This window comes from Brevibacterium sp. GP-SGM9, assembly GCF_047300845.1.
Classification (GTDB): Bacteria; Actinomycetota; Actinomycetes; order Actinomycetales; family Brevibacteriaceae; genus Brevibacterium.
Map to the genome: position 1 here is coordinate 692708 of NZ_CP178563.1, position 26819 is coordinate 719526.

General features: G+C 66.2%; 19 protein-coding genes. 11 read left to right on the top strand and 8 right to left on the bottom strand.

Going from position 1 to position 26819, the window contains the following annotated elements:
- Positions 1 to 61: 61 nt before the first annotated feature.
- Complete coding sequence (locus ACH82I_RS03115) at positions 62 to 964, top strand: hypothetical protein (protein WP_230743786.1); 903 nt, start codon at positions 62 to 64, stop codon at positions 962 to 964.
- Here ACH82I_RS03115 and ACH82I_RS03120 read toward each other — a convergent pair.
- Positions 941 to 2980 carry an ATP-dependent DNA helicase UvrD2 gene (locus tag ACH82I_RS03120; protein ID WP_413335420.1) on the bottom strand — a complete coding sequence of 680 codons (2040 nt, stop codon included), beginning with the start codon at positions 2978 to 2980 and terminating at the stop codon, positions 941 to 943. The genes ACH82I_RS03115 and ACH82I_RS03120 overlap by 24 nt on opposite strands.
- Positions 2977 to 3954: an NAD(+) diphosphatase gene (nudC, locus tag ACH82I_RS03125; protein WP_413335422.1), complete on the bottom strand. Its 978-nt coding sequence runs from the start codon at positions 3952 to 3954 to the stop codon at positions 2977 to 2979. Before nudC ends, ACH82I_RS03120 begins: the two co-directional genes overlap by 4 nt.
- Positions 3955 to 4083: 129 nt before the next feature.
- Here nudC and ACH82I_RS03130 point away from each other — a divergent pair, with 129 nt between their 5' ends.
- Complete coding sequence (locus ACH82I_RS03130; RefSeq protein ID WP_230743783.1) at positions 4084 to 5442, top strand: aminoglycoside phosphotransferase; 1359 nt, start codon at positions 4084 to 4086, stop codon at positions 5440 to 5442.
- Between the two features lie 27 nt (positions 5443 to 5469).
- Here the strand turns inward: ACH82I_RS03130 and ACH82I_RS03135 are convergent, their stop codons facing one another.
- Together ACH82I_RS03135 and ACH82I_RS03140 are read right to left on the bottom strand one after the other, a co-directional pair.
- A complete protein-coding gene (locus tag ACH82I_RS03135; protein ID WP_230743782.1) occupies positions 5470 to 8646 on the bottom strand; it encodes an ATP-dependent DNA helicase in 3177 nt (1058 codons plus the stop codon).
- The gene (locus tag ACH82I_RS03140; RefSeq protein WP_413335425.1) at positions 8646 to 11963 is read right to left on the bottom strand and encodes a PD-(D/E)XK nuclease family protein; all 3318 of its coding nucleotides are present in this window, start codon (positions 11961 to 11963) and stop codon (positions 8646 to 8648) included. Before ACH82I_RS03140 ends, ACH82I_RS03135 begins: the two co-directional genes overlap by 1 nt.
- A gap of 172 nt (positions 11964 to 12135) precedes the next feature.
- On the opposite strand from ACH82I_RS03140, the gene ACH82I_RS03145 reads away from it, so the two are divergent.
- Together ACH82I_RS03145 and ACH82I_RS03150 are read left to right on the top strand one after the other, a co-directional pair.
- The gene (locus tag ACH82I_RS03145; protein ID WP_230743780.1) at positions 12136 to 12729 is read left to right on the top strand and encodes a TetR/AcrR family transcriptional regulator; all 594 of its coding nucleotides are present in this window, start codon (positions 12136 to 12138) and stop codon (positions 12727 to 12729) included.
- A gap of 78 nt (positions 12730 to 12807) precedes the next feature.
- A complete protein-coding gene (locus ACH82I_RS03150) occupies positions 12808 to 13029 on the top strand; it encodes a DUF3107 domain-containing protein (protein ID WP_230743779.1) in 222 nt (73 codons plus the stop codon).
- Positions 13030 to 13217: 188 nt separating this feature from the next.
- Here the strand turns inward: ACH82I_RS03150 and ACH82I_RS03155 are convergent, their stop codons facing one another.
- Positions 13218 to 13850, bottom strand: a complete 633-nt coding sequence (locus ACH82I_RS03155) for a ferritin-like fold-containing protein (protein ID WP_230743778.1) — start codon at positions 13848 to 13850, stop codon at positions 13218 to 13220.
- A gap of 62 nt (positions 13851 to 13912) precedes the next feature.
- Here ACH82I_RS03155 and ACH82I_RS03160 point away from each other — a divergent pair, with 62 nt between their 5' ends.
- Positions 13913 to 15445, top strand: coding sequence for a DEAD/DEAH box helicase (locus ACH82I_RS03160; protein ID WP_230743777.1), 1533 nt, complete (start codon positions 13913 to 13915; stop codon positions 15443 to 15445).
- A gap of 217 nt (positions 15446 to 15662) precedes the next feature.
- On the opposite strand, the gene ACH82I_RS03165 is transcribed toward ACH82I_RS03160, so the two are convergent.
- Complete coding sequence (locus ACH82I_RS03165; protein ID WP_230743776.1) at positions 15663 to 16520, bottom strand: PHP domain-containing protein; 858 nt, start codon at positions 16518 to 16520, stop codon at positions 15663 to 15665.
- A 77-nt stretch (positions 16521 to 16597) separates the two neighbouring features.
- Here ACH82I_RS03165 and ACH82I_RS03170 point away from each other — a divergent pair, with 77 nt between their 5' ends.
- Positions 16598 to 18112 (top strand): aminopeptidase P family protein, encoded by a 1515-nt coding sequence (locus ACH82I_RS03170; RefSeq protein WP_413335428.1) that lies wholly within the window; start codon positions 16598 to 16600, stop codon positions 18110 to 18112.
- Entirely contained in the window at positions 18109 to 19251 is a 1143-nt protein-coding gene (locus ACH82I_RS03175) for a P1 family peptidase (protein ID WP_230743774.1), read from the top strand. The genes ACH82I_RS03170 and ACH82I_RS03175 overlap by 4 nt, the downstream gene beginning before the upstream one ends.
- Positions 19252 to 19377: 126 nt before the next feature.
- Here the strand turns inward: ACH82I_RS03175 and ACH82I_RS03180 are convergent, their stop codons facing one another.
- Positions 19378 to 21372, bottom strand: coding sequence for a calcineurin-like phosphoesterase C-terminal domain-containing protein (locus ACH82I_RS03180; RefSeq protein WP_413335430.1), 1995 nt, complete (start codon positions 21370 to 21372; stop codon positions 19378 to 19380).
- A 161-nt stretch (positions 21373 to 21533) separates the two neighbouring features.
- On the opposite strand from ACH82I_RS03180, the gene ACH82I_RS03185 reads away from it, so the two are divergent.
- From ACH82I_RS03185 to ACH82I_RS03200, 4 genes are all read left to right on the top strand, one after another.
- Positions 21534 to 22808 carry a magnesium transporter MgtE N-terminal domain-containing protein gene (locus tag ACH82I_RS03185; RefSeq protein ID WP_230743772.1) on the top strand — a complete coding sequence of 425 codons (1275 nt, stop codon included), beginning with the start codon at positions 21534 to 21536 and terminating at the stop codon, positions 22806 to 22808.
- 4 nt (positions 22809 to 22812) lie between these two features.
- Positions 22813 to 23373, top strand: a complete 561-nt coding sequence (locus ACH82I_RS03190) for a DUF1003 domain-containing protein (protein WP_230743771.1) — start codon at positions 22813 to 22815, stop codon at positions 23371 to 23373.
- A 23-nt stretch (positions 23374 to 23396) separates the two neighbouring features.
- Complete coding sequence (locus ACH82I_RS03195; RefSeq protein ID WP_413335432.1) at positions 23397 to 24518, top strand: Mrp/NBP35 family ATP-binding protein; 1122 nt, start codon at positions 23397 to 23399, stop codon at positions 24516 to 24518.
- A 180-nt stretch (positions 24519 to 24698) separates the two neighbouring features.
- The gene (locus ACH82I_RS03200) at positions 24699 to 26210 is read left to right on the top strand and encodes a polysaccharide deacetylase family protein (RefSeq protein ID WP_230743769.1); all 1512 of its coding nucleotides are present in this window, start codon (positions 24699 to 24701) and stop codon (positions 26208 to 26210) included.
- Between the two features lie 119 nt (positions 26211 to 26329).
- Here ACH82I_RS03200 and ACH82I_RS03205 read toward each other — a convergent pair whose 3' ends face one another.
- Entirely contained in the window at positions 26330 to 26809 is a 480-nt protein-coding gene (locus tag ACH82I_RS03205) for a twin-arginine translocase TatA/TatE family subunit (protein WP_230743768.1), read from the bottom strand.
- Positions 26810 to 26819: the final 10 nt, after the last annotated feature.

Sequence of the window (26819 nt, forward strand, 5' to 3'; positions counted from 1 at the left end):
GGCGGATCCGTGCTCCTTTCACTACCGTGGAAGTCCGGACCGTTCGAACCAAGGGGCCAGCATGTTCAGGATCTTTCCCAGTGTTCCCATCACCTGGAGATCATCGTCGTGTGTGCAGTTCGGCGTCGAAGACCCGGTGCTCATCGATGGCCTGCTACCTGCCGACGTCAGCCTCGTCGAAGACCTTCGCCTCGGCGTCGGATCGGCCCAGTACTATTCGCGGGCCCAAGATCTGGGCGTCGATCTCTCCCGGGCCAGTTCGCTCATCACTCTCCTCGGTGAGGCCGGTGTGCTCATTCCCGAGGACGCCGAGGCGGCCACCGTGGCCAAAGGGTCACCGCTGCTGTCGACCGCACGCACCTTCGGTCTGTCCCCGGACAGAGTGTCCGCACTCCTCGCCTCACGACCGGTGATGGCCATCGGTCCTCTGCGGTCGATCACCGAGCAGTACCTCTCGGCCTCGGGTTTCGCCACGTCACCGGCCGTACGGGTCGAGGAACTCGATCTGCTCACCAACCCCATCGTCATCACCAGTTCCTACCTGGTTCCGGATCTCCACACCGCCATGTGGCTGACCGATCGCGAGATCGCTCACTGCCAGGTCGTCATCGGCGAGCAGTCCGTCGAAGTCACGGGACTCATCCGACCAGGAAGCACGCCCTGTACGATCTGCACGTGCCTGCACAGGCGCGACGTCGACGAGGAATGGCTCGATCAGTTTCCCCGCCTCCGGGCGCTGCCGGACCGGGAGAGCCTCGCCGATCCGCTGTCCCGTGTGGTGGGAGGCCTCAATGTCGTGCTCAGGCTGCGCCAGGCCCTGCTCGGAGCCGAGACCGAACCATTGAGAAGACTGATCTCATTGGCCACCGGTGCGGAGGTCGATGAAGGCCTGGACTTCCATCCGTCCTGTCATTGCCGAGTGCCCGTTCCCCATTTCGACTCAGTCGACCAGCAGGCTCAGTAGCCCCGCTCCGTAGAGTTCGAGCTTCGTCGCACCGATCCCGGGCACCCGTGCCAGGGCCTGCATGTCACGAGGTCTCATCTCGGCGATGACGGAGATCGAAGCATCCGTGAGCACCAGGTAGGGCGGAAGGCCGCGTTCGAGACCGACTCGGGCTCGCCAGCGACGCAGACGGTCGAGGAGTTCGAGGTCGACCTCGGCCGGACAGTTCGAGCAGCGGAAGAGCGCTCGGTCGATCTGTGAGACCAGAGCTCGCCCACAGTGACGGCATCGGTTCAGCTGCGCCGAGGTGATGGTGGGACGGTCTGATCCCTGTCCGTGATCGATCCGACCGAGTTCGGTGAGGAACCGTGACGCCTTCCGTGGACGCTGCTTGGATTCGTGACGCGAGAGCGACCAGCTCAGGCTCAGATCTGTTCCGGCACGGGTCACCGCGACGTAGAAGAGGCGGCGTTCTTCGGCGATGGCGCGCGGAGTCTGGGCATAGCTGATGGGAAGCAGACCTTCGCTCAGACCCACCAGGTGGACGCTGTCCCATTCGAGGCCCTTCGCCGCGTGGAAGGAGGCCAGAGTCACGCCTTCGATGTCGGGAGCAAACTGATGCTCGGCACGATCGGCCAGATCATCGAGGAAGGCCTCCAACGGCACCGGCAGCTCCTGCTCGGCCTGTCGTGCCTCCGCCAGGTCGACGAGCGCCTTGAGCGACTCCCATTTCTGTCGGCCGGCTCCTGCGCTCGGCGCCTGTCGGGTGAAGCCCAGCGAGCCGAGGACCTCGGCCACCACCTCGGGCAGCGGTCGTCCCCCGGAGGTGGCGCGCGCGGCCTTGAGCAGCAGCACGGCCTCCTTGACTTCTTTGCGAGCGAAGAAGCGCTCACCTCCGCGCAGCACATACGGAAGCCCGGCGGCCGCCAGGGCCTGCTCGTAGGCGGGGCTCTGGCCATTGGTCCTGAAGAGCACCGCGATCTTCCGTGGTCGCCTGCCTGCGTGGATCTCGGCTGCGATGGCTTTGACCACGCCCTCGGCTTCGGCCTCGTCGGTGGGGTATTCGCGCATCGACGGCTGTCGACCGGGCAAGTTGTCCGAGCGCAGCGTCAGAGCGCTCCTCGAGGTGTGCCGGAGCAGGTTGTTCGCCGTCGACACAATGGCCTGTGACGAGCGGTAGTTGCGGACCAGGCGGATCGTCCTGGCCCCCGGCAGCGCATTGCTCAGAGAACCCAACAGGCTCGCATCGGCACCGGCGAACGAATAGATCGTCTGAGCCGGGTCTCCGACGACGCAGAGATTGTCACGCGGACCCAGCCAGCGAGTGAGGACATCGTATTGGAGCGGAGACACGTCCTGGAACTCGTCGACGACGAAATGGCGGTACTGCTCCCGGATCTCCGCGGCGATCTCGGGATGCTCGGCCAGGACTCCGTCGAGGACGAGGAGAACATCGTCGAAGTCCATCAGCCTGCCGCGCGTCTTCGCCTCCCCGTAGGCCTCGAAGATGCGAACCATATCCTCGACCCCCAGATCACCGGGCAGGTCACGGGAGGCAGCCTTGCTCGCATAATCGTCGACTCCGAGCAGCCCGGCCGCGGCGAATTCGATCTCGGAGGCGACATCGCGATTGAGCTCACGACTGGTCTCGAGGCCGAGACTCTGCAGCACGGAGCCGATGATGCCGGTCTTGTTCTCGATGATGCGAGGGAAGTCACCTTCGGCGAACCGGTTCCAGAAGAACCGCAGCTGACGCAGCGCCGCCGAGTGGAAGGTGCGAGCCTGCACAGCGGGGACTCCCAGGGTGCGCAGTCGCGACCGCATCTCGCCGGCGGCCTTCGCCGTGAAGGTGAGGGCGAGGACATGATTGGGCGGAAACACCTCGGTGGCGATGCCGTAGGCGATCCGATGTGTCATCGCCCGGGTCTTCCCGGTTCCGGCCCCGGCCAGGACGATGACGGGGGTCTCGAAATGGGTGGCGACGTCTCGCTGCTCCTCATCGAGGGCATCGAGCAGGGCATGGGCCGCAGCGCTCACACGTTGTCCAGCCAATTGGCCAGCAGCTGCCCGGCGATCGACACCGTCCCGGGAGCGCGAACGCTCTCGTTCTCTATGGCGGCGTTGAGCTCGTCCCGGGTGAACCATTTGAGGGACGCGATCTCGTCTTCGTCCGCAGCGAACTCACGGCTGGGGGCTTCGGCCGAGAATCCGAGCATCAGGGAACAGGGGAACGGCCACGGCTGCGATCCGAGATAGCGGGGGTTGATCACCTCGAGATGAGCTTCTTCGTAGACTTCCCGCGTGACGGCGTGCTCGAGAGTCTCGCCGGGCTCGACGAAGCCGGCCAGCAGCGAATACCGGTCGGATTCCCACGCGACGTTGTTGCCGAGCAGCACTCGTTCCGTGCCCTCGTCATCGGTGTTGACGATGACGACGATGACGGCCGGGTCCGTACGGGGGAAATGCTGGCTGCCGGTGTCCGGGTCCTCGCGGACCCAGCCGCCGAGAATGGGTCTGGTCGGGGTTCCCGTCCGCGGGGAGAACTGGTGGGCGCGGTGCCAATTGCCCAACCCGACGAGTTCGCAGGCCAGGGAGACCTCGACGTCGTCGAGTGCTTCGGCCAGCTGTCGCAGGGGCAACCAGGTCGGCTCTGCACTGTCGAGGCCGCCGCCGGGTGCGGTGAGCAGGTCGGTGGCGTCACGGGCCCGGGAGGCGGCCAGATGCGAGTCGAGTTCGCTGCGTCCTGCGTCATCGAGCGAGACGCCGATGTAGCGGTCGCCGTCCGAGTCGCAGCCGAGGTAGATCTCGGTCTGTCCGGTCGGGACCAGTTCGCGGTCCGGGGAGAACAGGCCGCCGGCGGCGACGAGCAGCGCCCCGCGGTGTTCGAAGACCGGGTGTGCCCCTGCCTCCCACACCTCGGCGAGATCTCCGTCCTGCCCCCGGGTGAGATGATCTCGGTCGATTCCGTGGCGGGCGAGACTGATCGGTGTCACAGGTGGCAGCGGCTTCATGCCCTCCACGATAACGCAGGGTTCTGACGCGAAGTCCGCCGGTGCCGGAGCCCTCGGCACGGCATTCGCTGACACGCTCGGAGGCTCAATCCCGTGTGTCTGCCCATGGCAGAAGGTAGATTGGGCAGGGTGGATACCAAGGCACTCAAGTTGGCAGCGATCGGGTCGACGATGCTCGACGGCTTCGCCCCGACGAAATGGACGTCACTGCCTCCTCTGGGGGCCGGAATCAGGGTGCTCCTCGACGATGAGAAGCAGCAGCTGGTGGCGACGGCGCAGACGCGACTCGACCGCGCCGCCGATACCGGTTCGGCAGCCGAGGCAGCCCGCATCTATGACGTGATGTACCCCCATGCGGACTTCGCCTGGCCGCGTCTGCGCGCCCTCACAGAGGTCGAGCCCGAGTACTTCGACACCCCTGGGCCGACGACGATCACACTGTCCGATCCGCTTCCCGGCGCACCCCTCGGAGACCAGCCGATCGCCGATATCGCGCGCGCCAGCTCTCTGGCACAGGCGCTGGCGACTCTGCATTCCGCGGCGCCCGAACCTGTCTCCGAGGCAGGTTTCCCCGTCGAAGATCCGTCTCGATCGCAGTTCCTCATTCTCGAACGCCTCGACCAGGCGGCCGGGACGGGGCGTGTGCCGTCCTCTCTGCTTCAGCATTGGGAGGAAGAGTTCGAGAAGGTCGCCCTCTGGCATTTCCTGGCCACCCCGATTCACGGCTCCGTCGACGAGTCGAGCGTCTACACGGACCAGGAGCGGGTTCTCGCCTTGGCCGAGCTCGGACGCCTGCGCGTCTCCGATCCGGCTATCGATCTCGCTGCCGCCTCGGCGCTGATCGATCCGGCAGCGTTGCAGACCTTCTACGACGAATACCGCAACTCTCGGCCGCGAGCCGACGAGCACATCATCGACCGTGCCGAACTCTTGGCCGAGTTCGCCGTCCTCGATTGGCTGCTCGAAGCCGTCGATTCCGGCGATGAGGCGGCCATTCAGGACGCTGCGGACCTGCTGGCTAACTTCAACGAGATCCTCTTCGCCGACTCCTCGCAGCCGGGAGCGCACGAGGAGTCGGCGCCGACCCCTGAGGCGTCGCCGAACCAGGATCCGCCGCAGAGCACATCGGCAGGACCGAACGTCGAGGCTGCGCTCACCGAAGCCGAGAAGCCGGACTCATTCCGTCCGCAGGCCCGTGTATCGCGCACCGAAGACGGCCAGTCGGGCCGGGCCGCCGCCACAGTGAACCCCGACGAGGACGGCGATGACCGCTTCGTTGATACCGGTGATGACCGCTCCGTTGTAACCGGCACAGGCCTGTCCGTTGATACCAGTGAAGGCCGCTCCGGTGATACTGCTGACGCCGCCGGTGAAACCGATGCCGATCGCCCGAGGGCGGAAGCCGACGGTGCTGACACCGCATCGATCGATGACGACACGGTCGACGACGAGGACGGCGACGACACCGCACGGATCGAGCGTCCCTGACGGGACTCGGTGCGGTCTGACGGCGGCTCAGTCGGCCTCGTTGGCCTCCAACCAGGCGATGATCTCCGCCTCCTCGGGCAGGTCGGAGAACCGGACGATCTCGTCGCTGCCGACGAAGTAGAACGTGCCGGTGACCTCGCTGATCTCGGGGTGAGCGCGCTGGATTGCGAAGCGGTAGAGCGCCAGCTGCCACTTCATCACCTCGAGCACATCGTCAGCGGGCTTCTTCGAGGTCTTCCAGTCGACCACCTCGGCGTGCTCGTCAGTGATGAAGACCGCATCGATCTTCCCGGGTACCCGGAAGCGGCCGAGCACGAGCTCGAAGGACATCTCCACGTGATCGGCCGATCTGGCGGCGAACTCTGAGGACAGGAACGTCTCCTCCAGCCTCTCGATCGTCACCTGATCGATGGGACGCACGCGCTCGTCCTCCTCGACGTCGATGCTCGCCTGCCCGAAGTGATGCTCGACCCAGGAGTGGAAGGTCGTGCCGATCTCCGCGGCCCGGCTCGGCGGACTCGGAATCGGACGCAGGGTCTGAGTGAGGAAGCCCTCCGGATCGCGCCGCCACGACACGAGGGCCGTCGCCGACAATCGGTCGGGGACGCTGCCGTCCGAGGCGATTCCCGGGCGACTTCCGATCCGCATCGCCTGGGCGGCGTAGCGACCCACGGTCCCGGGCACCTCGGCCAATTCCGCAAGCTCGATCTCCGGTGCCGTCCGCACCCACTCCCCTGCCCGTCGCGCCGCACTGACCTGGTGGGTGCGCGGGACCGGCCACTGACTCGTCTCGATGCGGTCCTCTTCGGATTCCTCCGCCGGTTCGGGGATCTCGATGTCCATGCCGAGCGCCTCAACCGCCTCGGTGAGGAATGGGGAGAGCTCGTCGGGAGTCGATCGCGATCCCATCAGCTCCGCGCCGAGCCAGAGATGCCGTTTGGCACGGGTGAACGCCACATAGGCGAGGCGACGCTCTTCGGCCTCGTGGGCATCGGCGATCTTGGGACGGATGAATTCGTTGATCCACTCGTCGAGGGCCTTCTTGGTATCGAATGCGGCCTCCCGCAGATCGAAGTCGACGAGATGGTCACGGTCGCCTCGCAGCGGATAGGGCAGCGCGGTGCGCTCCATCCACCCTTCCTTGTCCCGTGGTTCGGTCGGAAAGTCCTTGACCACGAGCGACGGCACGGCCACAGCGTCGAACTCCAGACCTTTGGAAGCATGCACCGTCATGATGTTGATCGCATCCTCGGAGGCGTTCGGCTCGGCGACGCTCAGCGCATCCTGTGCCTCCATGATGCTCAGCCACTCGAGGAATCCGGGCACCGACGGTCGATCGACCGTGGCCGAATACTGGCTGGCGGCGGACAGGAATGCGTCGATCGAGGACCTGTGGAGTCTGCGCAGGGCATCGTTGAGGCCCCAGATGTCGGAGTCGATTCCGGTCTCGGTCATCGCCCGGCGGATGATCGAGGAGATGGTGCCGCTGCCCGAACGCACCGCGCGCAGGGCCCTGGCCAATGCGGTCAGCCGTTCACGTGCGATGTCGCTGAGACCCGATTCGCGAAGGTCGACGGTGAGGTTCCTCTCCCGTGACGTCTTCGCTCCCTGCTCGATCGCCCAGGCTGCGTCGATGAGTTCGTCGAGGCCTTCGACGATGGTCGGCTGGTCGATCGCCTCAGCGACGACCTCGCCCTGTCCTGCACCGAGCTCGGCGAGCCGACGGTCGCTCTGCCGACGGGTGAAGGAATTGAGGGCGGCGATGTCGCTGGCACCGAGGCCGCCCATCCGTCCGCTGATCAGACGCATCAGACTGTCCCCCGCCATCGGGTCGACCGCCGAGGTCAGGACCGCGCGCAGATCAGCCACGAAGGGATCGTTGAGGAGTCCGGACGAGCCGTGGACGTGGACGGCGAAACCGGCGGCCTCCAGTGCCGCTGACACCGGGGCGAAGTGGGCTCGCTTGCGACACAGTACGGCCTTCGTGGTGCCCGCGGGCAGTTCGGCGACCCATTCGGTCAGCGACCGGAGTCCCACGCTGAGATAGTCAGGGTCATGCGCCCCGGAGCTGACGTCGATGCTGACTTCGCCCTCGCCGGCACCGTCCCGGGCGGACAGCGGTGTCTCGCTGCTGTCGGTCAGACCCGCTGCGATCCGATTCGCGGCGACGAGGATGGCCCGGTCGTTGCGCCAGCTGGTGCTCAGGGTCAGCGATTCGACCTCTCGGAAGTCAGTGGAGAAGCGGTCCATATTGTCCGCACTGGCCCCGCGCCACCCGTAGATGGCCTGTCGGGGGTCACCGACCGCGGTCACTGCGGTGGTCGCGAACAGGTCGCGCAGCAGTCCCAGCTGCGCGACCGAAGTGTCCTGGAACTCGTCGAGCAGCACGATCGACCACCGAGCGCGTTCGGCCTCTGCCGCGGCCGGAACCTCGTCGATGATGCGCTGCGCGAACCGAACCTGATCGGAGAAGTCCATGGCCAGATTGCGACGTTTCGCTGCCATATAGGAATCGGCCAGTCGGGCCGTCCTGATCTTGGCTTCGAGTTTGGCCCGCCGACCGCTGGGGTCGACGGGTTTGCCCTTGCTCGAGACCAGTGCCTGAAGGCACTGCTCGAGGTAGTCGGTGACCTCGTCGAGGTCGCGTCCGTGATCGTTCATCGCACCGGCCAGAGCGATGATGTCGGCGATCATCGTCTCGCGTGAGAAGTTTCCGGGGATGTCCCCCGGGGCAGTCGCATCGATGATCTGCCCGGCGATCGTATGTGCGGCGGCATCGTCGAGGAGCACGGTCTCGGGTTCGATGCCGATGCTCGCCCCGTGCTCGCTGACGATCGAGGCGGCATAGGAGTTGTAGGTCGATACCGTCGGATTGTCCAGGCCCGGCAGTCTCAGGTCCGTGGCCATCCCGAGGTTATGGCGCAGGCGGGCGAGCAGAACGCGGATCCGACCGCCGAGCTCGCCGACGGCCTTGCGGGTGAAGGTCAGTCCCAGGATCTGCTCCGGAGCGACATAGTCGTTGGCCACCAGCCAGACGACGCGCTGGGAGATGACCGTGGTCTTCCCGGAACCAGCCCCTGCCGTGACCTTCATCGACTGCTGCGGGTCGGCCTCGATGATGATCCGCTGCTCCGGGCTGGGCGGGAATGCCTTGGCCGGATCGGCGGCCGTGAGTCGCGCAAGGTCATCGGCAGTGAACCGCATCAGGAATCCTCCAACATCTTCGGGCCGATGGCCGGGCAGGACGAGCGCACCGGGCAGCTCTGGCACTTCTGGGGCTCGACTCGGGCGGGGAACGACGCCGCACGCATCCTCGTCGACACGTCGTTGATGAGATGCCTGGCCCACTTGGGATCCTCAGCGACCTCGAGTGCCGGCTGCTCCCGTCTGGTCCTCGACGAGTTGCGCAGAAAGACGAGTTCGGCACCGTAGGCCTGCGCGTCGATCGTGCGACCGTCGGCGGTGGTGATGGTTCCGGAGTTGATCGCCTCCTGGTAGACGCCCAGCTGTGCATGCCGATCCATGTCCTTGCCCGGAACGACGTTCTTCCCGGTCTTGAAATCGACGATGCGCACACCTTCGGCTCCCTGCTCGACCCGGTCGAGTCGGCCGGTGACCTTCCATTCCCGGCCGGCCTCATCGACACCGGTGGCATAGACGGCCACTTCCACGCCGACGAGTTCTCCCTCGGTGTTCGTCACATACTCGCCGAGGCGGTCTGCCATCTTCAGGGCCACCTCCCGTTCGCGTTCCCGCTCCCAGTCGGCGTCGAATTCGAGAGCGGCGAACTCCTGGTCGACGTAGTTACGGATCGCCGAGGGCGGGCCCTGTGGGAACGTCTCGGCGGCGGCGTGGATGATCGTGCCCAGGTTCTGGGCGGTCGTGCCTGGTCGGTCTCCCCCGTTGCGGGTGAGGAACCACCGCAGGGAGCAGTCGGTGAAGGTCTCCACCTGGGACGGTGAGACCCTGACGGTGTCCTCGGGACCGAAGAGCGGTTCGGAGGAGGTGAGGTCCTCGCTCTCCCGCCACCGCTCCGGCGGCTCCACTGCCTGGCTGGTCCGCGCCAGGGAGCGCATCAGCGCGGCCCAGGTCCGCGTGTCCTCATCGGGAGGATCGTCCGTCGCTCCTGCGGCTGCCGGCTCGGCTCTGGCGGCAGCCCCGAGGAGCTGGGCACGCGCATGTGCCGCCATCTCCGGCAGCAACAGCGGTGGAAGCTCGTCCTCATGGGTGATCACGTATCCGTCGACGTCTTCGGTGCCCCTGGCGGTGCCTGCGGCGAGGACGTCGAAGAACGGCGACGGTTCGCTCTCCGCATCGGAGATCGCGGTGACGATGATCTGCTCGGTGGCGCGCGTCAGCGCCGTGTAGAACAGCTCACCCTCCTCACGCAGGTTCGTCCTCTTCGCATGCCCGTGATAGCCGGGATCCGAGGTCACCGGCTCCCCGGTGTGCAGCACGGAGCTGAGATCGTCGAGTCCGAGGATTCCCCCGCGGAGCTTCGGGTTGGGCCACACGCCCTCGTTGACCTCGGCGATGACGACCAGGGGTGTGCGCACGTGGGCCAGCGACGAGGCGGTGCCGACCCGCACGAGGTCGGCGTAGCCCGAGGTGGCGGCCAGTGAGTCCTGAGCGATGTCCTGCTCCGCGACGATCCCGGCGAAGGAGCGGGCGGTGAATCCTCCGCGATCGGCGATCTTCTCAGCCAAGGTGAACAGTCGCAGCACGGAATCCAGATGGGCGTTGGCTTCTGATTCGGGATCCCGCAGAGCTTCGGCCTGCCATTTCTGGGCGACTCCTGCGGCCTCCCAGATCGTCCACAGAGCTTGGTGCGGATCGGCCGGACCTGCCTCGGCGGCCGCGTTGAGCATGCGGGAGATGACGGCGAGCCCGGGCGCGGAGTCATCTCCGATCGGGCTGCGCAGCGCCATCGCCAGGGAGGCGGTGCTGCTGTCCGCGGGGAACTGTCTGCGTACGATTCGCCTGAAACGGCGGATCTGCACGGGATCGAGTCGGACGTAGATGCTGCCGGCCAGGGACAGCGCGAGAGCGGCGATCGATTCGTCATCGTCGAAATCGGGGGCAGCCGACAGGAGCTCAAGCAGCGGAGCCGTCGCCGGATCGACGTTGAGCGGCTGCATGATCGTGGCCGTGGCGACACCCGAGACGCGCAGCTCATTGGCGATGACGCGTGCTGTCGAGGTGTTTCTGCAGATCACCGCCACATCGGACCAGGAGTGACCGTCTTCGACGAAGTTCGTCACGCGTCTGGCCAGGTATCGGTACCCGGAGGAGGCACTGTCGAACACATGGGTCTCCACCGCCTCGGCGCCGGTCTCACCGCGAGCATCCGATTCCGCGGTGCCCGCCTCACCAGCGGCGTCCGGTTCCTTCGCAGCTGTCCCCCCGGCGGCATCCGATTCCTCGGCCCGGTCATCGGTCGGCTCGACGGCTGCCGGCCGCCGCGGCATGTGCCGCGGCATGTGGTGCAGTCGCCACCGGTTGGTGATCCGCCGACCGAAATCATCGACGATCGCGGCCACTCCGGGATCGATGCCTTTCACCTCGTCGAGGACGACGGTCGAGAAGTTCGGGTCCGCGGCGCTGCGATCGATGATCGAGGAATCGGCGCCGTGGAAACGACCGGTCACCGTCTCCGGGCTTCCGAACAGTGCCAGTGCGCAGCCCCGCTCGCGCAGCTGTTCGAGCATTCCCCAACTGGCCGCCGGAAAGTCCTGGACGGCGTCGGCGAGGACCACGGTGGGCACCACGTCCGGGGCGAAGCTCCACCGCCGTCCGACGGTCACCTCGGCAGGTTCGCGCAGAATGTCGAAGGCGGCACGGGCGAGTACCGTGGCCGAGTCGATGCCGCCGTAACCGGGCATGCTCATGATCCCCAGATACTCCTCGAGGATCTGCGCCACTGCCGCCCACCTCGGGTCGTCACAGTCCTCGAGGGCGCGGGCCAGAGCGCCGCGCCCGTAGTCGAAGACGTATTCCGGCTCGGCGTCCGCGCATTCGAGGGGAGACGGAAGCCGGACGCCGAAGTCGAATTCCATCACACGGTTGAGCACATCGCGCACCTCGGTGCGAAACGCCGAGGTGGACCGCACCTCGGCGGAGATCTCCGTCGGCCACACGGGACCGAGCCCGTGGCCACGTTCGTGCCCGGCGAGAAGATCGGCGAGGAACACGTCCTGATCGGCTCCGGAGACGAACTCCAGGTCCTCACCGGTGCGAGCGGAGTGAGCCGCCCGGGCGATGCCGTAGGCGAAAGACGAGAGGCTCCGGGCCGGTGCGGCCGAGAGCACCGCATCGGGAGGCACAGCCAACCGGTTGCGCAGCAGATCAGCATGGTCCCGGTTCGGGGTGAGAACGAGCACGGAAGCTGGGGACAGCTCGGTGACTAGCTGCGAGTAGACGGTTTCGAGCAGACTCGTCTTGCCCGTCCCGGGGCGACCGATGATCGTCGTCGACTCGCCGGCGAGCAGCTTCGCCTCGATGAGCTCAGTCGTTTCGTCCATAGTCGTATTCCATCATGGGCCACTGACACCGCCGCCGGTCCCCGGTCCCGCGCGTCGCAGTCGAGTCCCCGCAGCCGCTGTTGGCCGCAGATTATCGAGGATGCGATTTGGATGCATCGCTGTACGGATGCCGATTCGAAATTCCTGCGCATTTTTCGCGTAACATTGAAGAATGTCGAGTCCCCAGCAGAGATTGCCCCGTGAACAGCGTCGTGACCAATTGGTGGGAGTCGCACGGTCGGTCTTCGCCACCCGCGGTTACCGCACGACGTCGATGGACATGATCGCTGACTCTGCGGGTGTCTCGAAGCCGGTCCTCTACCAGCACTTCGCCTCGAAGCAGGATCTCTACCTCGCCCTCATCGACGACTCCGCGGCCCAGCTCGACTCGGCACTCGCCTCGGCGCTGGAATCGACCACCGATCCGCATGAGAAGGTCCGCGCCACCTACCGGTCCTATTTCGACTTCGTCGTCTCGCATCGCGAGGAATTCGTCATCCTCTTCAACTCCGATGTCTACGAGCCCGAAGCACAGCAGCGGATACGCAATCTGCGGGAGCGCTCGGCATCCCGCATCGTCGCCGCACTCAAGGACCATGCCGAACTCGCCGACGCCGAGGCCGCGCTCCTGTGCCGGACGCTCATCGGCACCGCCGAGGTCGTCGTCAAACAGCTCGAATCCGCCGGGGACCTCGACGTCGAGGCCACGGTGACTCTGCTGACGCAGATGAGCTGGGGCGGTCTGCAGTCCTTCGCCACGAAGTGAACGTCGGCCGGAAGAAAACACCGGTCCGCTGACGTTATGCTGAACACGACTCAAACCACGATCCGCACAAGGAGCACAATGGAAATCAAGATCGGCGTCAAGCAGACCCAGCGTGAGATCACCCTGGAATCGAGTGAGGACCCGAAGGAACTCGCTGCGCGCATCGAGGAGAAGCTCAAGTCCGACGAGCTCCTGACCTTCACGGACACGAAGGGCCGTCAGGTGTTCGTTCCGGCAGGCTCCCTCGGCTACCTCGAGATCGGCTCCGAAGCCTCGCGTCGCGTCGGCTTCAGCGCCTGATCCGACTCGTGCCATCGCGCGGAGCGTTCGCATTCTGCCGCGAGGAATGAATTCCATGTGAATGCGTGTGGGACCCGGTCGTCTGACCGGGTCCCACACGTATTCACGCCTTACAGCCGACGAGGCGGACCCACGCCTTCGCCGCGAAGGCCGCCCCCAAATCCGCCGATGCTCCGGGCCGGACGGGTCTAAGCCACCAGCCCCAATGCCGACATTCGCCTCGAATGGTTCGCGGTGACGGCCGGGATCGCCTCCACGACGAGATCCTCGTTGATGCCCAGCACCGGGTCGGTGAGCAGATTGCGGGCCCGGCCGAGAGTCTCGGCCACGAGCTTGCGTCCCCAGAGCGCCAGACGAGAGGCCAACTGGGTGTCCACGGCCACATCGGAGGTCAGACGATTGCGTACATAGTCAGTGGCCCGTGTATCATCGAGAATTGCAACAGCCAGGCTGTATCCGGGCTCTCGGAGTTCGTCCACGGCCGTGCGGTAGAAATCATTCATGATCCCGTCGAAGACGAATCCCTTCATGAGGCTTTCGTACCAGTCGCGCGGACGAGTCCTTTCAGCCAGCACGGTGAAGGTCGGCTCGAAATGCCGACTGAGCTCGATCACATCCTGGCCCAGATGACTGATGTGCTGCGAGAGCTCTTCGAAGTTCGCAAAGGACTGCGAAGCCAAGCGTGCGAGGATGACCTTGTCATCCATGTGCACCGCAGTGGTCGCGTTGGTGGCCATTCGTTCGAATGCGGTCAGCTCGCCATATGCAAGAAGAGCGAGCGTCGCAGCATCATTACCGGCCAATGGGACAGAATCGGGCATGGCTCATAGCCTACCGGTTCACGACCATGACGAGCGCTGATGCGCTAAAAGGAGTTTTCAATATGGCGGAGACAGAACCGGATTTCGCGGAGCTGGGAGTCGCAGGACCGATCGTGGCCTCATTGGCGGCCTCGGGAATCACCCACCCCTTCCCCATCCAGGCGATGACGCTGCCCGTGGCTCTGTCCGGGGCCGACATCATCGGCCAGGCGAAGACGGGAACCGGAAAGACCCTCGGCTTCGGAATCCCGCTCCTCCAGCGCGTCGTCGGCAAGACCGAGGACCCCTCCGCGCCGCTCGATCCCGAACTGACTCCGGACATCGTCGATGACGGCGCCGAGGTGCGTCTGCCGCAGGCGCTCGTCGTCGTGCCCACCCGTGAGCTGGCCAAGCAGGTCGCCGCCGATCTCGTCACCGCCTCGACCCAACGAGACATCGACATCATGACCATCTACGGAGGCATGGACTTCGATCCGCAGATCTCCCGCCTCAAGGCAGGCGTCGACGTCGTCGTCGGCACCCCGGGCCGGCTGCTCGACCTCTACGGTCGCAAGATCCTCAAACTCCACAAAGTACGCACCGTGGTCCTCGACGAGGCCGATGAGATGCTCGACCTCGGGTTCCTGCCCGACGTCGAGAAGATCATCAATGCCGTGCCCGCGCACCGACAGACGATGCTGTTCTCGGCCACCATGCCCGGTGCGGTCATCACGCTTGCCCGCCGGTACATGAGCCGCCCCACCCACATCCGTGCCCACGACAACGAAGACCTGTCGCTGACCGGGAAGAACACGACTCAGTACGTCTATCGCGCCCACTCGATGGACAAGAGCGAACTCGTCGCCCGCCTGCTCCAGGCCGAGGGCCGGGGACGCACGATCATCTTCACCCGCACCAAGCGCACGGCGGACAAGCTGGCCGCCGAGCTCGGTGATCGCGGATTCCTCGTCAGCGCCCTGCACGGCGATCTCGGTCAGGCCCAGAGGGAGAAGGCCCTCAAGGGCTTCCGCGACGGCCGGGTCGATGTGCTCGTGGCCACCGATGTCGCAGCCCGCGGCATCGACATCGACGATGTCACCCACGTCGTGAACTATCAGTGCCCCGACGACGAGAAGACCTATGTCCACCGCATCGGCCGCACCGGTCGCGCCGGCAACTCCGGCGTCGCGGTGACCCTCGTCGACTGGGATGACATGCCTCGCTGGCGGCTGATCAACAAGGCCCTCGGCCTCGAGCACGACGAACCGGCGGAGACCTATTCGACCTCGCCGCACTTCTTCGCCGATCTCGGCATTCCCAAGGGCACCAAGGGCCGCCTGCCGCGTGCTCACGGTGAAGGTGACGAGGAGCGTTCGACCGGACAGCGTTCGGAGAGCCGAGGCCGCAGCTCGGAGGGACGCCGCGGCTCCGATCGTTCGCGCGGCGGCTCCGGCCAGCGCCGAGGCGGCTCCTCGGAGCGCCGGGACGATTCTTCGTCCTCCGGTGATGAATCCGGCAAGCCCCGTCGCAATCGTCAGCGCCGTCGCACCCGCAACGGCAAACCCGTCAATCGCGCTCAGGGCGGCCACTCCAGCTCGGAGCCATCCGCCGAGTGAGCCTCTGATCCGTCTGTCTCTCGGGCCCCGACCATTACGGTCGGGGCCCGAGCTCATCTCTGGGTTGCCGCCTAGGCCGCCGTGAGGTGGCAGTCGCGGTGCCCCAATTACATCACTTGGGAAACGACAGCACCAGGATGCAGCCCATGGGCGAGTCCGAGGATGACCGGGTTCGGAATCGCAAACGGCCAGTCATTCCCGGTGACCCGCGAGGGCCTCAGCCCTGGATGAAGTCGACTCCGCCGGGTCGGGTCCGGGCACGTTCGAGCAGCTTGGCCAACATGTGCTCGCTGGTGACATGCTCGCCGAGGCGGTTGGGTTTGCCGGTGCCGTGATAGTCGCTCGAGCCGGTGATGATCAGATCGTGCTGACCGGCGAGTCGGCGCATGACCTCACGCTCATTGGGCGGATTGTCGCGGTGATCAACTTCGAGGCCGTCGAGGCCCGCCGCGATGAAATCGGCCATCGCGGAATCCGGGACCACCAGCCCGCGCATCGCCGCCCGAGGATGAGCGAAGACCGAGACTCCCCCGGCCTCGCGGATCAGCCTGATCGCGGTGATCGGATCGATCGTGGGCAGGCTGACATGGTACTTACCCTGACTCGAGAGGATCGAGGCGAAGGCCTCCGTCCGGGTCTCGACGATCCCCGCAGCCACGAGGGCATCGGCGATGTGCGGTCGACCGATCGTCGCATCCTCACCCGAGACCGCGAGCACGGCGTCCATGTCGATCGGATAGTCCTCGGCGAGGAGTTCGATGATCAGGTGCGTGCGATCGAGTCGGGCCCGCCGGGTCTCCTCGACGACCTCGGCCAGACCGGTGTCATAGGGGTCATGGAGGTAGGACAGCAGGTGCACACTGATGCCTTCATGGCGACAGGAGATCTCCATTCCCCGCACCAGACCGAGCCCGTAGACGCGTGCGGCCTCTTCCGCGGGAGCCCAACCGGCGGTCGTGTCATGATCCGTGATGCCGATGACATCGATGCCCTCCATCGAGGCTTCGGATATGAGTTCGGACGGGGTTTGGGTCCCGTCCGAGAATGCGGTGTGCACATGGAGATCAATGACCATGTGCCCAGTGTATCCGCTAGCGAACCACCTCCTCGTCGCCGTCCGCCGGCACCGGTGATGATGCCTAGAATGGAACCATGACAGCGCAGACCGAAGACAGCTCAGAGACGACCCAGGCACTCAACGACCGCGTCAACAACCGCTCCCACCGCCCCAACTCCCGAGCCTTCCGCGATTTCGTCGCCGAAGGCTGGGATCGCACCCCGCTCAATGCCGAGGCACTCGCGGCCGCCGGATTCACTCCGGAGCGCCGAGCCAAGGTCTCTGCGGCCTTCCCGGGAGAACGGCTGGTCATCCCGGCAGGCGGGCTCAAGGTCCGCTCGAACGACACCGACTACCGGTTCCGGGCCCATTCGGCCTTCATCCACCTCACCGGCCTGGAAGGTGATTCCGAACCGGATGCCGTCCTCGTCTTCGAACCCACAGACGATGGCCACACCGTCACCCTGTACTTCCGTCCGCGTGCCGGTTCGGACACCGAGGAATTCTTCTCCGACTCCCGCTACGGCGAATACTGGGTCGGACCGCGGGCCGACCTCGAAGCCATGTCGACGATGACGGGCATCGCCACCGAGAGCTCCGCAACCGTCGACGATGCCATCACCAAGGACCTGGGAGCGATCTCGGTCCGTCTCGTGCGACAGGCCGATGTGCGCATCGACTCGGTCATCGATCTCGCCCGCACCCAGGTCCAGGCCGATCTCGAGACCTCGGAGGCCGGAGACGCCGAATTGGCGCAGACTCTCTCCGAGCTGCGCCTGATCAAGGACGAGCACGAGGTCGAGGCGCTGCGCGAAGCCGTGGCGATCACCCGCGCCGGGTTCGACAATGTCGTGGCCGCCCTGCCGCAGGCCGTGTCCCATCGCCGGGGCGAGCGGATCGTCGAGACCGCCTTCGAGACCGCCGCCCGTTCCGACGGCAACGGAGTCGGCTACGACACGATCGCGGCCTCCGGCAATCACGCGTGCACCCTGCACTGGATCCGCAATGACGGTCAGGTGCACGCCGGCGACCTCATCCTCGTCGATGCCGGAGCCGAGGCCGATTCCCTCTACACCGCCGACATCACGCGCACTCTGCCCGTATCGGGAACCTTCAGCGAGGTTCAGGCCAAGATCTACGATGCGGTGCTCGACGCCGCCGATGCCGCCTTCGCCGTCGCCGCCGAGCACGTCTCACGTCCGGTGAGGTTCCGTGAGGTCCATGAGGCGGCGATGGCCGTCATCGCCGCCCGCCTCGAAGAGTTCGGGATCCTACCCGTCAGCGCCGCCGAATCCCTCTCCCCCGAAGGCCAGCAGCACCGCCGGTGGATGGTCCACGGCACCAGCCACCACCTCGGCCTCGACGTCCACGACTGCGCCCAGGCCAGAGCGGAGATGTACCTCGACGCCGTGCTCGAGCCGGGAATGGTGTTCACGATCGAACCGGGCCTGTACTTCAAGACCGATGACCTCCTGCTGCCGGAGGAGTTCCGCGGCAACGGAGTCCGGATCGAGGACGATGTGCTCGTCACCGACACGGGAGTGGAGAACCTCTCCGCGGACTTCCCCCGCACCCGCGCCGAGATCGAGGCCTGGGTGCAGGGACGATGACCCTCGGACCGATGCGCGGTCGCGGACTTCTCGAGATCCCCGGCATCGGCCTCGGCCACGCCGGGCAGCTCTCCCGCGAACGGCTCACCGGAACCACGGTCATCGTGCCACCGGCCGGAGCGACGGTCGGCGTGGACGTCCGGGGCGGGGGTCCGGCGACGCATGAAACGGACGTCATCGCCCCGGGAACGCATTCCTATGGTGCCGACGCCATCGTCCTCACCGGCGGGTCCGCTCTGGGTCTGCGGTCGGTCAGTGGAGCCGTCACGGCCCTCGCCGAGGCGGGGCGGGGCTTCCCCGCCGCCGGCCTTCCCGACACGGTGATTCCGATCGTCCCCGCGGCAGGGATCTTCGATCTCGGGCGCGGGGACGCCGGGGTGCTGCCACCCACGGTCGAAGAAGGTGCGGAAGCCGCCCGAGACGCCTTGGCAGTCCAGTCATCAGCTGAAGAACTCGGGTCCCCGGCCGGATCCGCACCGACGCACTCGACCTCCCAAGGCCCGCTCCCGGCGGTGCGCGGCAGCATCGGGGCCGGCACCGGAGCACGCTCGGGATTCCAGAGCCTGCGCTCCTCGATGGGTTCCTTCGCGATCCGACTGCCCGGCGGTCTCACCGTCGCCGCGCTCGTCATTGCGAACTCGCTCGGCACCCTCGGAACCTCCGCGGGCTCCCTGTGGGCCCGAACACTGCTGCACTCGTACGGACTCGATCTGCCCGAACTCGATCACCTGCCCGCACCGCCGGAGACCGCGGCCGCCGATGCCACGCCCACGGCCACCTCGGCGAAGAACACGACGATCGCGGTCGTCGCGACGAACGCGGCCCTCGACACGGCGCAGGTCACTCGGATGGCGTCGGGAGCCCATGCCGGGATCGCCCGGGCCGTGCACCCTTCGCACACCCTCTACGACGGCGACACCGTCTTCGGTCTGGCCACCGGAACCCGGGCCCTGCCGACCGGCTTCTCCGAGGCGACCCGAGAGCTCGTGACCATCACCGCCGCGGCCGCCGACGCTCTCAGCCTGGCGATCCTCGATGCCCATGTCTCTGCGGCTCCCACGGAGGGCACCTGGGGTCAGCCTCCGACCCTGTCCGACATTGCGCCGGAGTTCGTCGAGGCATTCACCGCTCTGCCCTGACCTGGTTACGGCACTCGCCCCGGGCCTCCGCCACCCGAAGGTGAGGGACGCCCGGGGCGAGTCCGGCGTGTGCGCTGTGCGTCTGCGGGCCGAACAGCCGGCCCGCAGACGCGCAGGGTCAGGAGATCAGTCGGCCTTCGCCGCTCCCGCTTCCTCGGAGTCGAGTCCCGGACGGTCTTCGCCGGTGGTCTTCTTCTCCTGCTGGAGGTCGAAGCCGTCGTTGCGCAGCAGCTTCTCGGACTGCGTGGCGGCGGCCTTCTCGTCCTCGACGACCGTGAAGCGCACCGTCTCGGTGAACTCGCGGCCGTAGCGGTCGGTGCCGGTCACCTCGGCGCTGTGCGTGCCCAGGTCGAGGCCGGCCGGGATCGGGGTCCGCCACAGGTGCGAGCTCGTCTGTCCGACGCTGCCCGAGGTGCGCAGGTTCTGCGAGGCGGTGTACGGATCGGTGTATTCCCATCCCTTGTTCAGGGCCTCGCCCTTGCCGGGCTGGGTGTGCTCGGCCTGGGCCGGTGACTTGCCGTCGAAGCTGACCTCGACGCGGGCATCGGAGGTTCCGGCGAGGAAGCTCGAGGTCAGCCAGGTGTCGCCCTGCTTGAGGTCATCACGGGTGACGACCTTCTCGGAGATCGCCTCGGGAGCCTCGCCCTTCTTGTCGGCATCCTGCCAGTCCTGAGCCTTCTGCGCCCAGTCGCGCCACTCGGGAGAGTTCACGCCGAGCAGCAGCTGGTGGTCATCGGATTCGTTGCGGACGGTGTAGCGCTCGCTGCGGCTGGCACCGTCGAACTGGAGAGTGAGGATTCCGGGCTCGGAGCCGTCCGAGGTGAAGGAGTACGGCAGTCCGTCGGCGTTGAGCCCGCCGGAGTACCAGTCACCGGAGACCGCACCCGCGACGATCTGCGTGTTCGGCAGTTCGGGGATGCCGGCGGCGGCCCATTCCTCGCGCTTCTCGCCAGCGACGAGGTTCTCCTGCGTGTGCGTGTGTCCGCCGATGGTCACCGCGTTCGGGTAGTCGGCGATGACGTCGTAGAAGTCCTTGGCGTTCTCGACGACGACATCCCGGTGGGTCACGATCGGTGCGTGCGTGGCGACGACGACCTGAGCGTTCTTCGGCACATTGGCGAGGTCGTTGCGCAGCCATTCGAGCTGGTCTTCGCTGATTCTCTCCGTGTACTTCTTCGTCTCCGCGTTGCCCGAGTAGTCGATCGAGTCGAGCACGACGAAGTGGGTCTTGCCCACGTCGTAGGAGAAGTGATCGGGACCGAACTGGTCGCGGAACGTGTCGAGTGCGTGCTCGTCGTCCGGTGAGTCGTAGTCCTGATCGTGGTTGCCGGCCGCGGCGCGCACCGGTCCGTTCATGTTCGAGTAGAGATCGCGCAGATCGGGGTTGAGGCTGAGGTCGTCACCGACGTTGTCTCCGAGGAGGAGGACACCGCAGCCCTGGTAGTCGTCGCGATCGGCGAGGTCGCCGACGGCACCGTCGCGAGCGTAGCCGACTTCCTTCTTGTCATAGGTCTGGGTGTCCGAGGCGATGGCGCAGTCCTGCTCCGCCGAGGCGGTCGAGGAGGACTCGATCATCGGGAAATTCACGGCCTTGGGAGTGTCCCCGGTGGGCTTGATGCCCCCGTACTTGAGCTCGGGCGAGCCTTCCGGCAGATGGTTGTAGCTGAACTGGGCGAAGTTGTCCGAGTCGACCGGAACCTGCCACCCGGAAGGCTGGGTGATCGAGACCGTCATGTTCTCACGTACCGGCAGGCTGTAGCGTCCCTGCCCGTCGGTCTGCACCACGTCGACGCCGTTGGACACGGCGACCCCGGGCACACCCTTCTCGTCTCCGTCGAGCTTCGAGTTCTCGTTGACGTCGTCGAAGACCTGTCCGGTGAACTTCTCCGGATCGGCGGCCTTGCCGCGGTCGACCTGGACGTGGCCTTCGTAGCTCTCGGCGGGGCATCGGCCGCCGCGGCTGCCGAAGAGGCGAGCAGCGGGGTGAGCAGGGTCAGTGCCGCGCAGGCGCTGAGACCTGCGGCGGCATGTGGGCGGATTCGTCGTGCGGGCATGGATGTCTCCTGTGTTCGACTGTGGCGGTATCTGCCGAGAATCGACCCTAAGGAGACCGAGCGACAACGGGATGAAGCACACAGGGCCTCTTGATGAATAGGAAGAGGATCGGGTATGGAACACCGGGCCCATATCGTGTGGAGTCTCACGTCGCTCGGACAGGGATTCCGCCTCCGCATGCCGATGAGATCCGGCGCATCCGCCCCTCCACCACGTAGTCTGAGGGTATGAGTGGTCCACCGAAAAGAGTCTTCGTCGCCCGCCTCATCGCCGTCCCCGTCTTCGACCCCCTGGGCGATCAGGTCGGGCGTGTCCGCGACGCCGTCATTGTCTACCGGGCGACCATGCGCCAGTTCCCTCGGGTCATCGGTCTCGTCGTCGAAGTCCCGGGCCGCCGCCGCGTCTTCGTGCCCATGGGGCGAGTCACCTCCATCGACTCCGGGCAGGTCATCACCACCGGCCTGGTCAACATGCGCCGCTTCGAGCAGCGCCAGTCCGAGACGCTCGTCGTCAATGACCTGCTCGACCGCAGGCTGCGACTTCGCGAGGACAACTCCCCCATCCAGATCGAGGACGTCGGCATCGAACAGCAGGTGAATAAGGACTGGGAGGTCACCCGCCTGTTCGTTCGCAAGGTGGCCGAACGCAGCGCGTTCTCCGCCTTCCGCCGGCGGGGAGAGACGAAGCAGATCGACTGGACGGACGCCGACCATCCCGCGGACTCCGCCGATGATCAGGAAGCAACCCAGCTCATCGCCGCCTATCAGGACACGAAACCGGCCGACCTCGCCGATGTCATGTTCGAGATGAATCCGGAGCGGCGCCTCCAGGTCGCCCGCGCCCTCGACGACGAACGCCTTGCCGACGTCATCGAGGAGCTTCCCGATGACACCCAGGTCGAGCTGCTGTCCGCTCTCGACACCGAACGCGCCGTAACCGTGCTCGAGGAGATGGAGCCCGATGACGCCGCCGACCTCCTCGGCGAGCTCAGCGACGAACAGGCCGAGCGCTTCCTCGCCCTGATGGAGCCCGATGAGGCAGAGGACGTACGCACCCTGCTGTCCTACGACGACGACACCGCCGGCGGTCTGATGACCACGGAGCCAGTGATCCTGACCCCGGAGACCACAGTCGCCGAGGCGCTCGCCCACGTCCGCCGGGAGGACCTGCCCGCAGCCCTGGCGGCCGCCGTCTTCGTCTGCCGTCAACCCGTCGAGACGCCGACGGGAAAGTACCTCGGTCTCGTCCACATCCAGGAGATGCTGCGCCACCCGCCGCACGAGGCGGTCGGCATCATGCTCGACACCGAGGTCGAACCGCTGCCCCCCGATTCGCCGCTGGGCGAGGTGACCAAGCTCCTGGCCGCGTACAATCTGGTCTCGGTGCCGATCACCGATGACAACGACCGCCTCATCGGCGTGGTCACGGTCGATGACGTCCTCGACGAGCTGCTGCCCGAGGATTGGCGCACCACCGGTCGCGACGATCACAGGAGGGGATAGAGACATGGCTGCCGACGATTTCGAGGTCCCCCGCTCAAGCAAGCGCAAACTCCCCAACTTCGCGATGTCACCGGAGACCTTCGGGCGAGGAGCCGAAGCCTTCGCCCGGTTCATGGGCACTCCGGCGTTCCTCGTGGGGATGACGGTCTTCTGTGCCATCTGGCTGCTGTGGAACACGCTGCTGCCGGAGTCCTGGCAGTTCGACCCGCGCTCGCTCAACTTCACCCTGCTCACCCTCATCCTCTCCCTGCAGGCCTCTTATGCGGCACCGCTGATCCTGCTCGCGGAGAACCGCAGCACCGACCGTGACCGGGTCGAGTTCGAACACGACCGCCAGCGTGCCGAGCGCAATCTCGCCGACACCGAGTTCCTCGCCAGGGAGGTCGCTGCCCTGCGCATCTCGATGCGTGAGGTCGCCACCCGAGACTTCATCCGCTCCGAGCTCAAGGACCTGCTCAAGGAACTCGAGGAGGATGCGAAGGCCGAAGCACCGGCGGCGAAAGGTGACGGACGGGGTGACGGTGACGAAGGCGAACAGGTAGGGTTGAAGCCCCGGAAGGAATGAGCCGGGACAGAAAGGACGTGGGCATGACCGGACCAACCGTGGAAGCGGTTCGCCAGGCGCTGACCGGCGTCATCGATCCGGAGATCCGCCGCTCCATCGTCGAACTCGACATGGTCGAGGACATCGCCATCTCCGGTGGCAAGATCACCGTCACCGTCCTCCTCACCATCTCCGGGTGCCCGCTCAAAGACACCATCACCAAGGACACGACCGCCGCGGTCTCGAAGCTCGACGGCGTCACCGAGGTGTCCGTCGTCCTCGGCACCATGACCGCGGAACAGCGCACCGCGATGAAGGAGAAGCTGCAGGGCGCGGGGACCCGCGATATTCCGTTCAATCGTCCCGACTCCCTGACCAAGGTCTATGCCGTCGCCTCCGGCAAGGGCGGCGTCGGAAAGTCCTCGGTCACCGCCAACCTTGCCGTGTCGCTGGCGGCGAAGGGACTGCGGGTCGGCATCGTCGACGCCGACATCTACGGGTTCTCGATCCCCGGCATGCTGGGACTGGGCGGCAAACCCACTCGGGTCGATGACATGATCCTGCCGCAGATCGCCCATGAGGTGAAGGTGATGAGCATCGGCATGTTCGTCCCGCCCAGCCAGGCCGTGGTGTGGCGCGGACCCATGCTCCACCGTGCCCTCCAGCAGTTCCTCACCGACGTCTTCTGGGGAGACCTCGACGTCCTGCTCCTCGACCTGCCCCCGGGCACCGGTGACATCGCGATCTCCGTGGCACAGCTGCTGCCCGGTTCGGAACTCCTCGTCGTCACCACCCCGCAGGCCGCGGCCGCCCAGGTGGCCGAACGTGCCGGGTCGATCGCCACGCAGACGAATCAGAGGTTGGCCGGAGTCATCGAGAACATGTCCTGGATGGTCATGCCCGATGGCACCCGCATGGAGGTCTTCGGCTCCGGCGGTGGGGCGAGTGTGGCAGCGAACCTGTCCGAGACGATCGGATCCCAGGTTCCGCTCCTCACGCAGATTCCGCTCGACACCGAAGTCCGGGAGGGCTCGGATGCGGGCACCCCGGTCGTCCTCGCACACCCGGAGTCCCCCGCCGCGCAGGCATTCGATTCGCTCGCCGATTCCCTGCGTCAGCGCACCCGCGGACTGGCAGGCAAGTCCCTGGGGCTCAGTCCCGTCTGAGTACCGGCTTGGATGCGTGTAACGATTCTGTTGTCTGCACACGCGGCCATCACGATCGGGCATCTCTTCGCGGCGGACCCCATGCTCGGCTGCCTCTGTCCCGATCGAGCTGACTAGACTGTCTGTGCGGCTTCGGCCGACTCCCCCGAACACTCTCCGTCCGCTGCGAAGGAACTGCTTTTGGCGTTCGTCCTCCCCAGGTCCCTGCCCCCCGTCCGCTCCGTCATCACCTTCTTCACCGCCACCTCCCTTGTCATCATCATCGCCGGCTGCGTGGTCGCCGGACCCACCCGAAGCGATCCCTCTCAGACGGGCCCCTCCCAAACCGTCGCCGACTCCGCCCGGAATCAGCGGACAGCAGAGGCCAATCTCCGCACCGTCGCCGAGAAGGCACGCAGCTATGCCATCGTCACCGACAAGGGCCACCCCCGCATCAACGCCCACTTCTTCGGGATCCCCGGCCTCGGCTCGCTCAGCAGCGCAACCGAACGATCCCTGCTCGCACGCATCAAGGACGCCGGAGGCTTCGGCCGGCACGAGGCGTACGACCCGGTTCTCACTCCACCCTCGCACCGCTGGGAAACCACCGCCTTCACCGATGCGACGACCGCCTCGGCGGCCGAGCACATGAAGGCTGCTACCCCCACCGACCAAGCCGCGGCATCCCCGGATGCCGGGGACGAAGGATCAGGCGACGAAGGATCCGGGGACGACGGAGTCATCGACTACAGCACCCGCGTCATCGCCGCCGGCGGCAGATACCTCGTCTCAGCGGTCGAACAGACCAGCCCGGCGCAGAAGGTCAGGATCCTCCTCACCGATCTCCACGAGGACAAGACGGTCGATGCCCAAGACATGTTCACCTCACAGGTCGACGTCGCCGATCTCGCTGCCGATGACACCGGGGCGCTCACCCTCGGTAAGAAGACCGCGAGCGGAGACGCACTGACCGAACTCGGCAAGCAGGTCATCTCGTCCCTGCACACACCGGTCCAGCTGCCCGAGGCGGCGGATCGGCGCATACCCGACTATTCCTGCTCCCTCCTCCCCTGCGTGGCGCTGACCTATGACGACGGCCCCGGCGATGCGAAGACGGAGGGACGCCTGCTCGACGCGGCGAAGAAGGCGCAGGTCCGGCTCACCTACTTCTTCCTCGGCGGGCATGTCGATGAGAGTCCCGGCGAAGTCAAGAGGATCGCCGGTGCCGGGCATGAGATCGCCAATCACACCTACAACCACCCGCAGCTCGACCAGACCCCGCCCGGACTCGTCAAGAAGCAGGTGAACCGAACGGACCGGTCCCTTGAGGCGCAGGGTCTGAAGGAGCCGTTCCTCGTCCGACCGCCCTATGGGGCACTGAACAAACGGGCAGCGAAGTCGCTGGGCCACCCCGCCATCATCTGGGACGTCGACTCCGGTGACTGGAGGCACAAGAAGCCGAAGAAGACCATCTCAACGGTCAAGCGCGACACCAAACCGGGATCGATCGTGCTCATGCACTCGATCCACCCGACCACCGTCGACGCGGCGCCCGGCGTGTTCGCCGCGGTCGCCGACAAGGGACTCTACGCAGTGACGGTGAGCGAACTCTTCGACGGCATCAAATGGGAGAACGGCGGCTCATACTTCTGTCGCGGCTACTCCGATAAGCTGTGCTCGAATCCCGAACATCCTTCTGTGCACAAGAACTGATCACACGCTGGCGACTTGGGGATCCGATTCTCAGGGCAGTGCTCGGGAGGCTGCGGGTTCGCAGTGCGCAGGCGACTACGGCATTACCGGGCGCTCTGCCGGCCCTGGTTGCGAAGCGCTCAGGTGGCCTCAGGATCGAAGGGGGCCGCGGAAGATTGATCGCGCTGGGCCGTCTGCGCTTGGAAGCGTTCGATCGGCGACATGTCACGTGTCGGGGTCACCGATGAGGACGCGGAGTCTTCGGCGCTCTCGCCGGATCCGGCGGCGCCGTCGGTCACGGCAGGTGCCGCATCGGAGCCTGACCCGAGCGAACGGTCATTGCGTTTGGACTCGCGGATCGCGGCGTCCTCTTCCACGAGCGCCTCACGCACGATGCGCCGCGGGTCGTACTGACGCGGATCGAGCTTCTGCCAATCGACGTCTTTGAATTCGTCACCGAAGTCACGCCGAACGCTGTCCTTGGCGCCCTCGGCCATCCGACGCATCTGCCGAACCAGGTCGCGCAGCTTCTGAGCATATTCGGGGAGGCGTTTGGGCCCGATGACGACCAGAGCCACGACCACCAGGATCAACATCTCGGTGCCGTTGATACCCAACATGCCCTCAAGT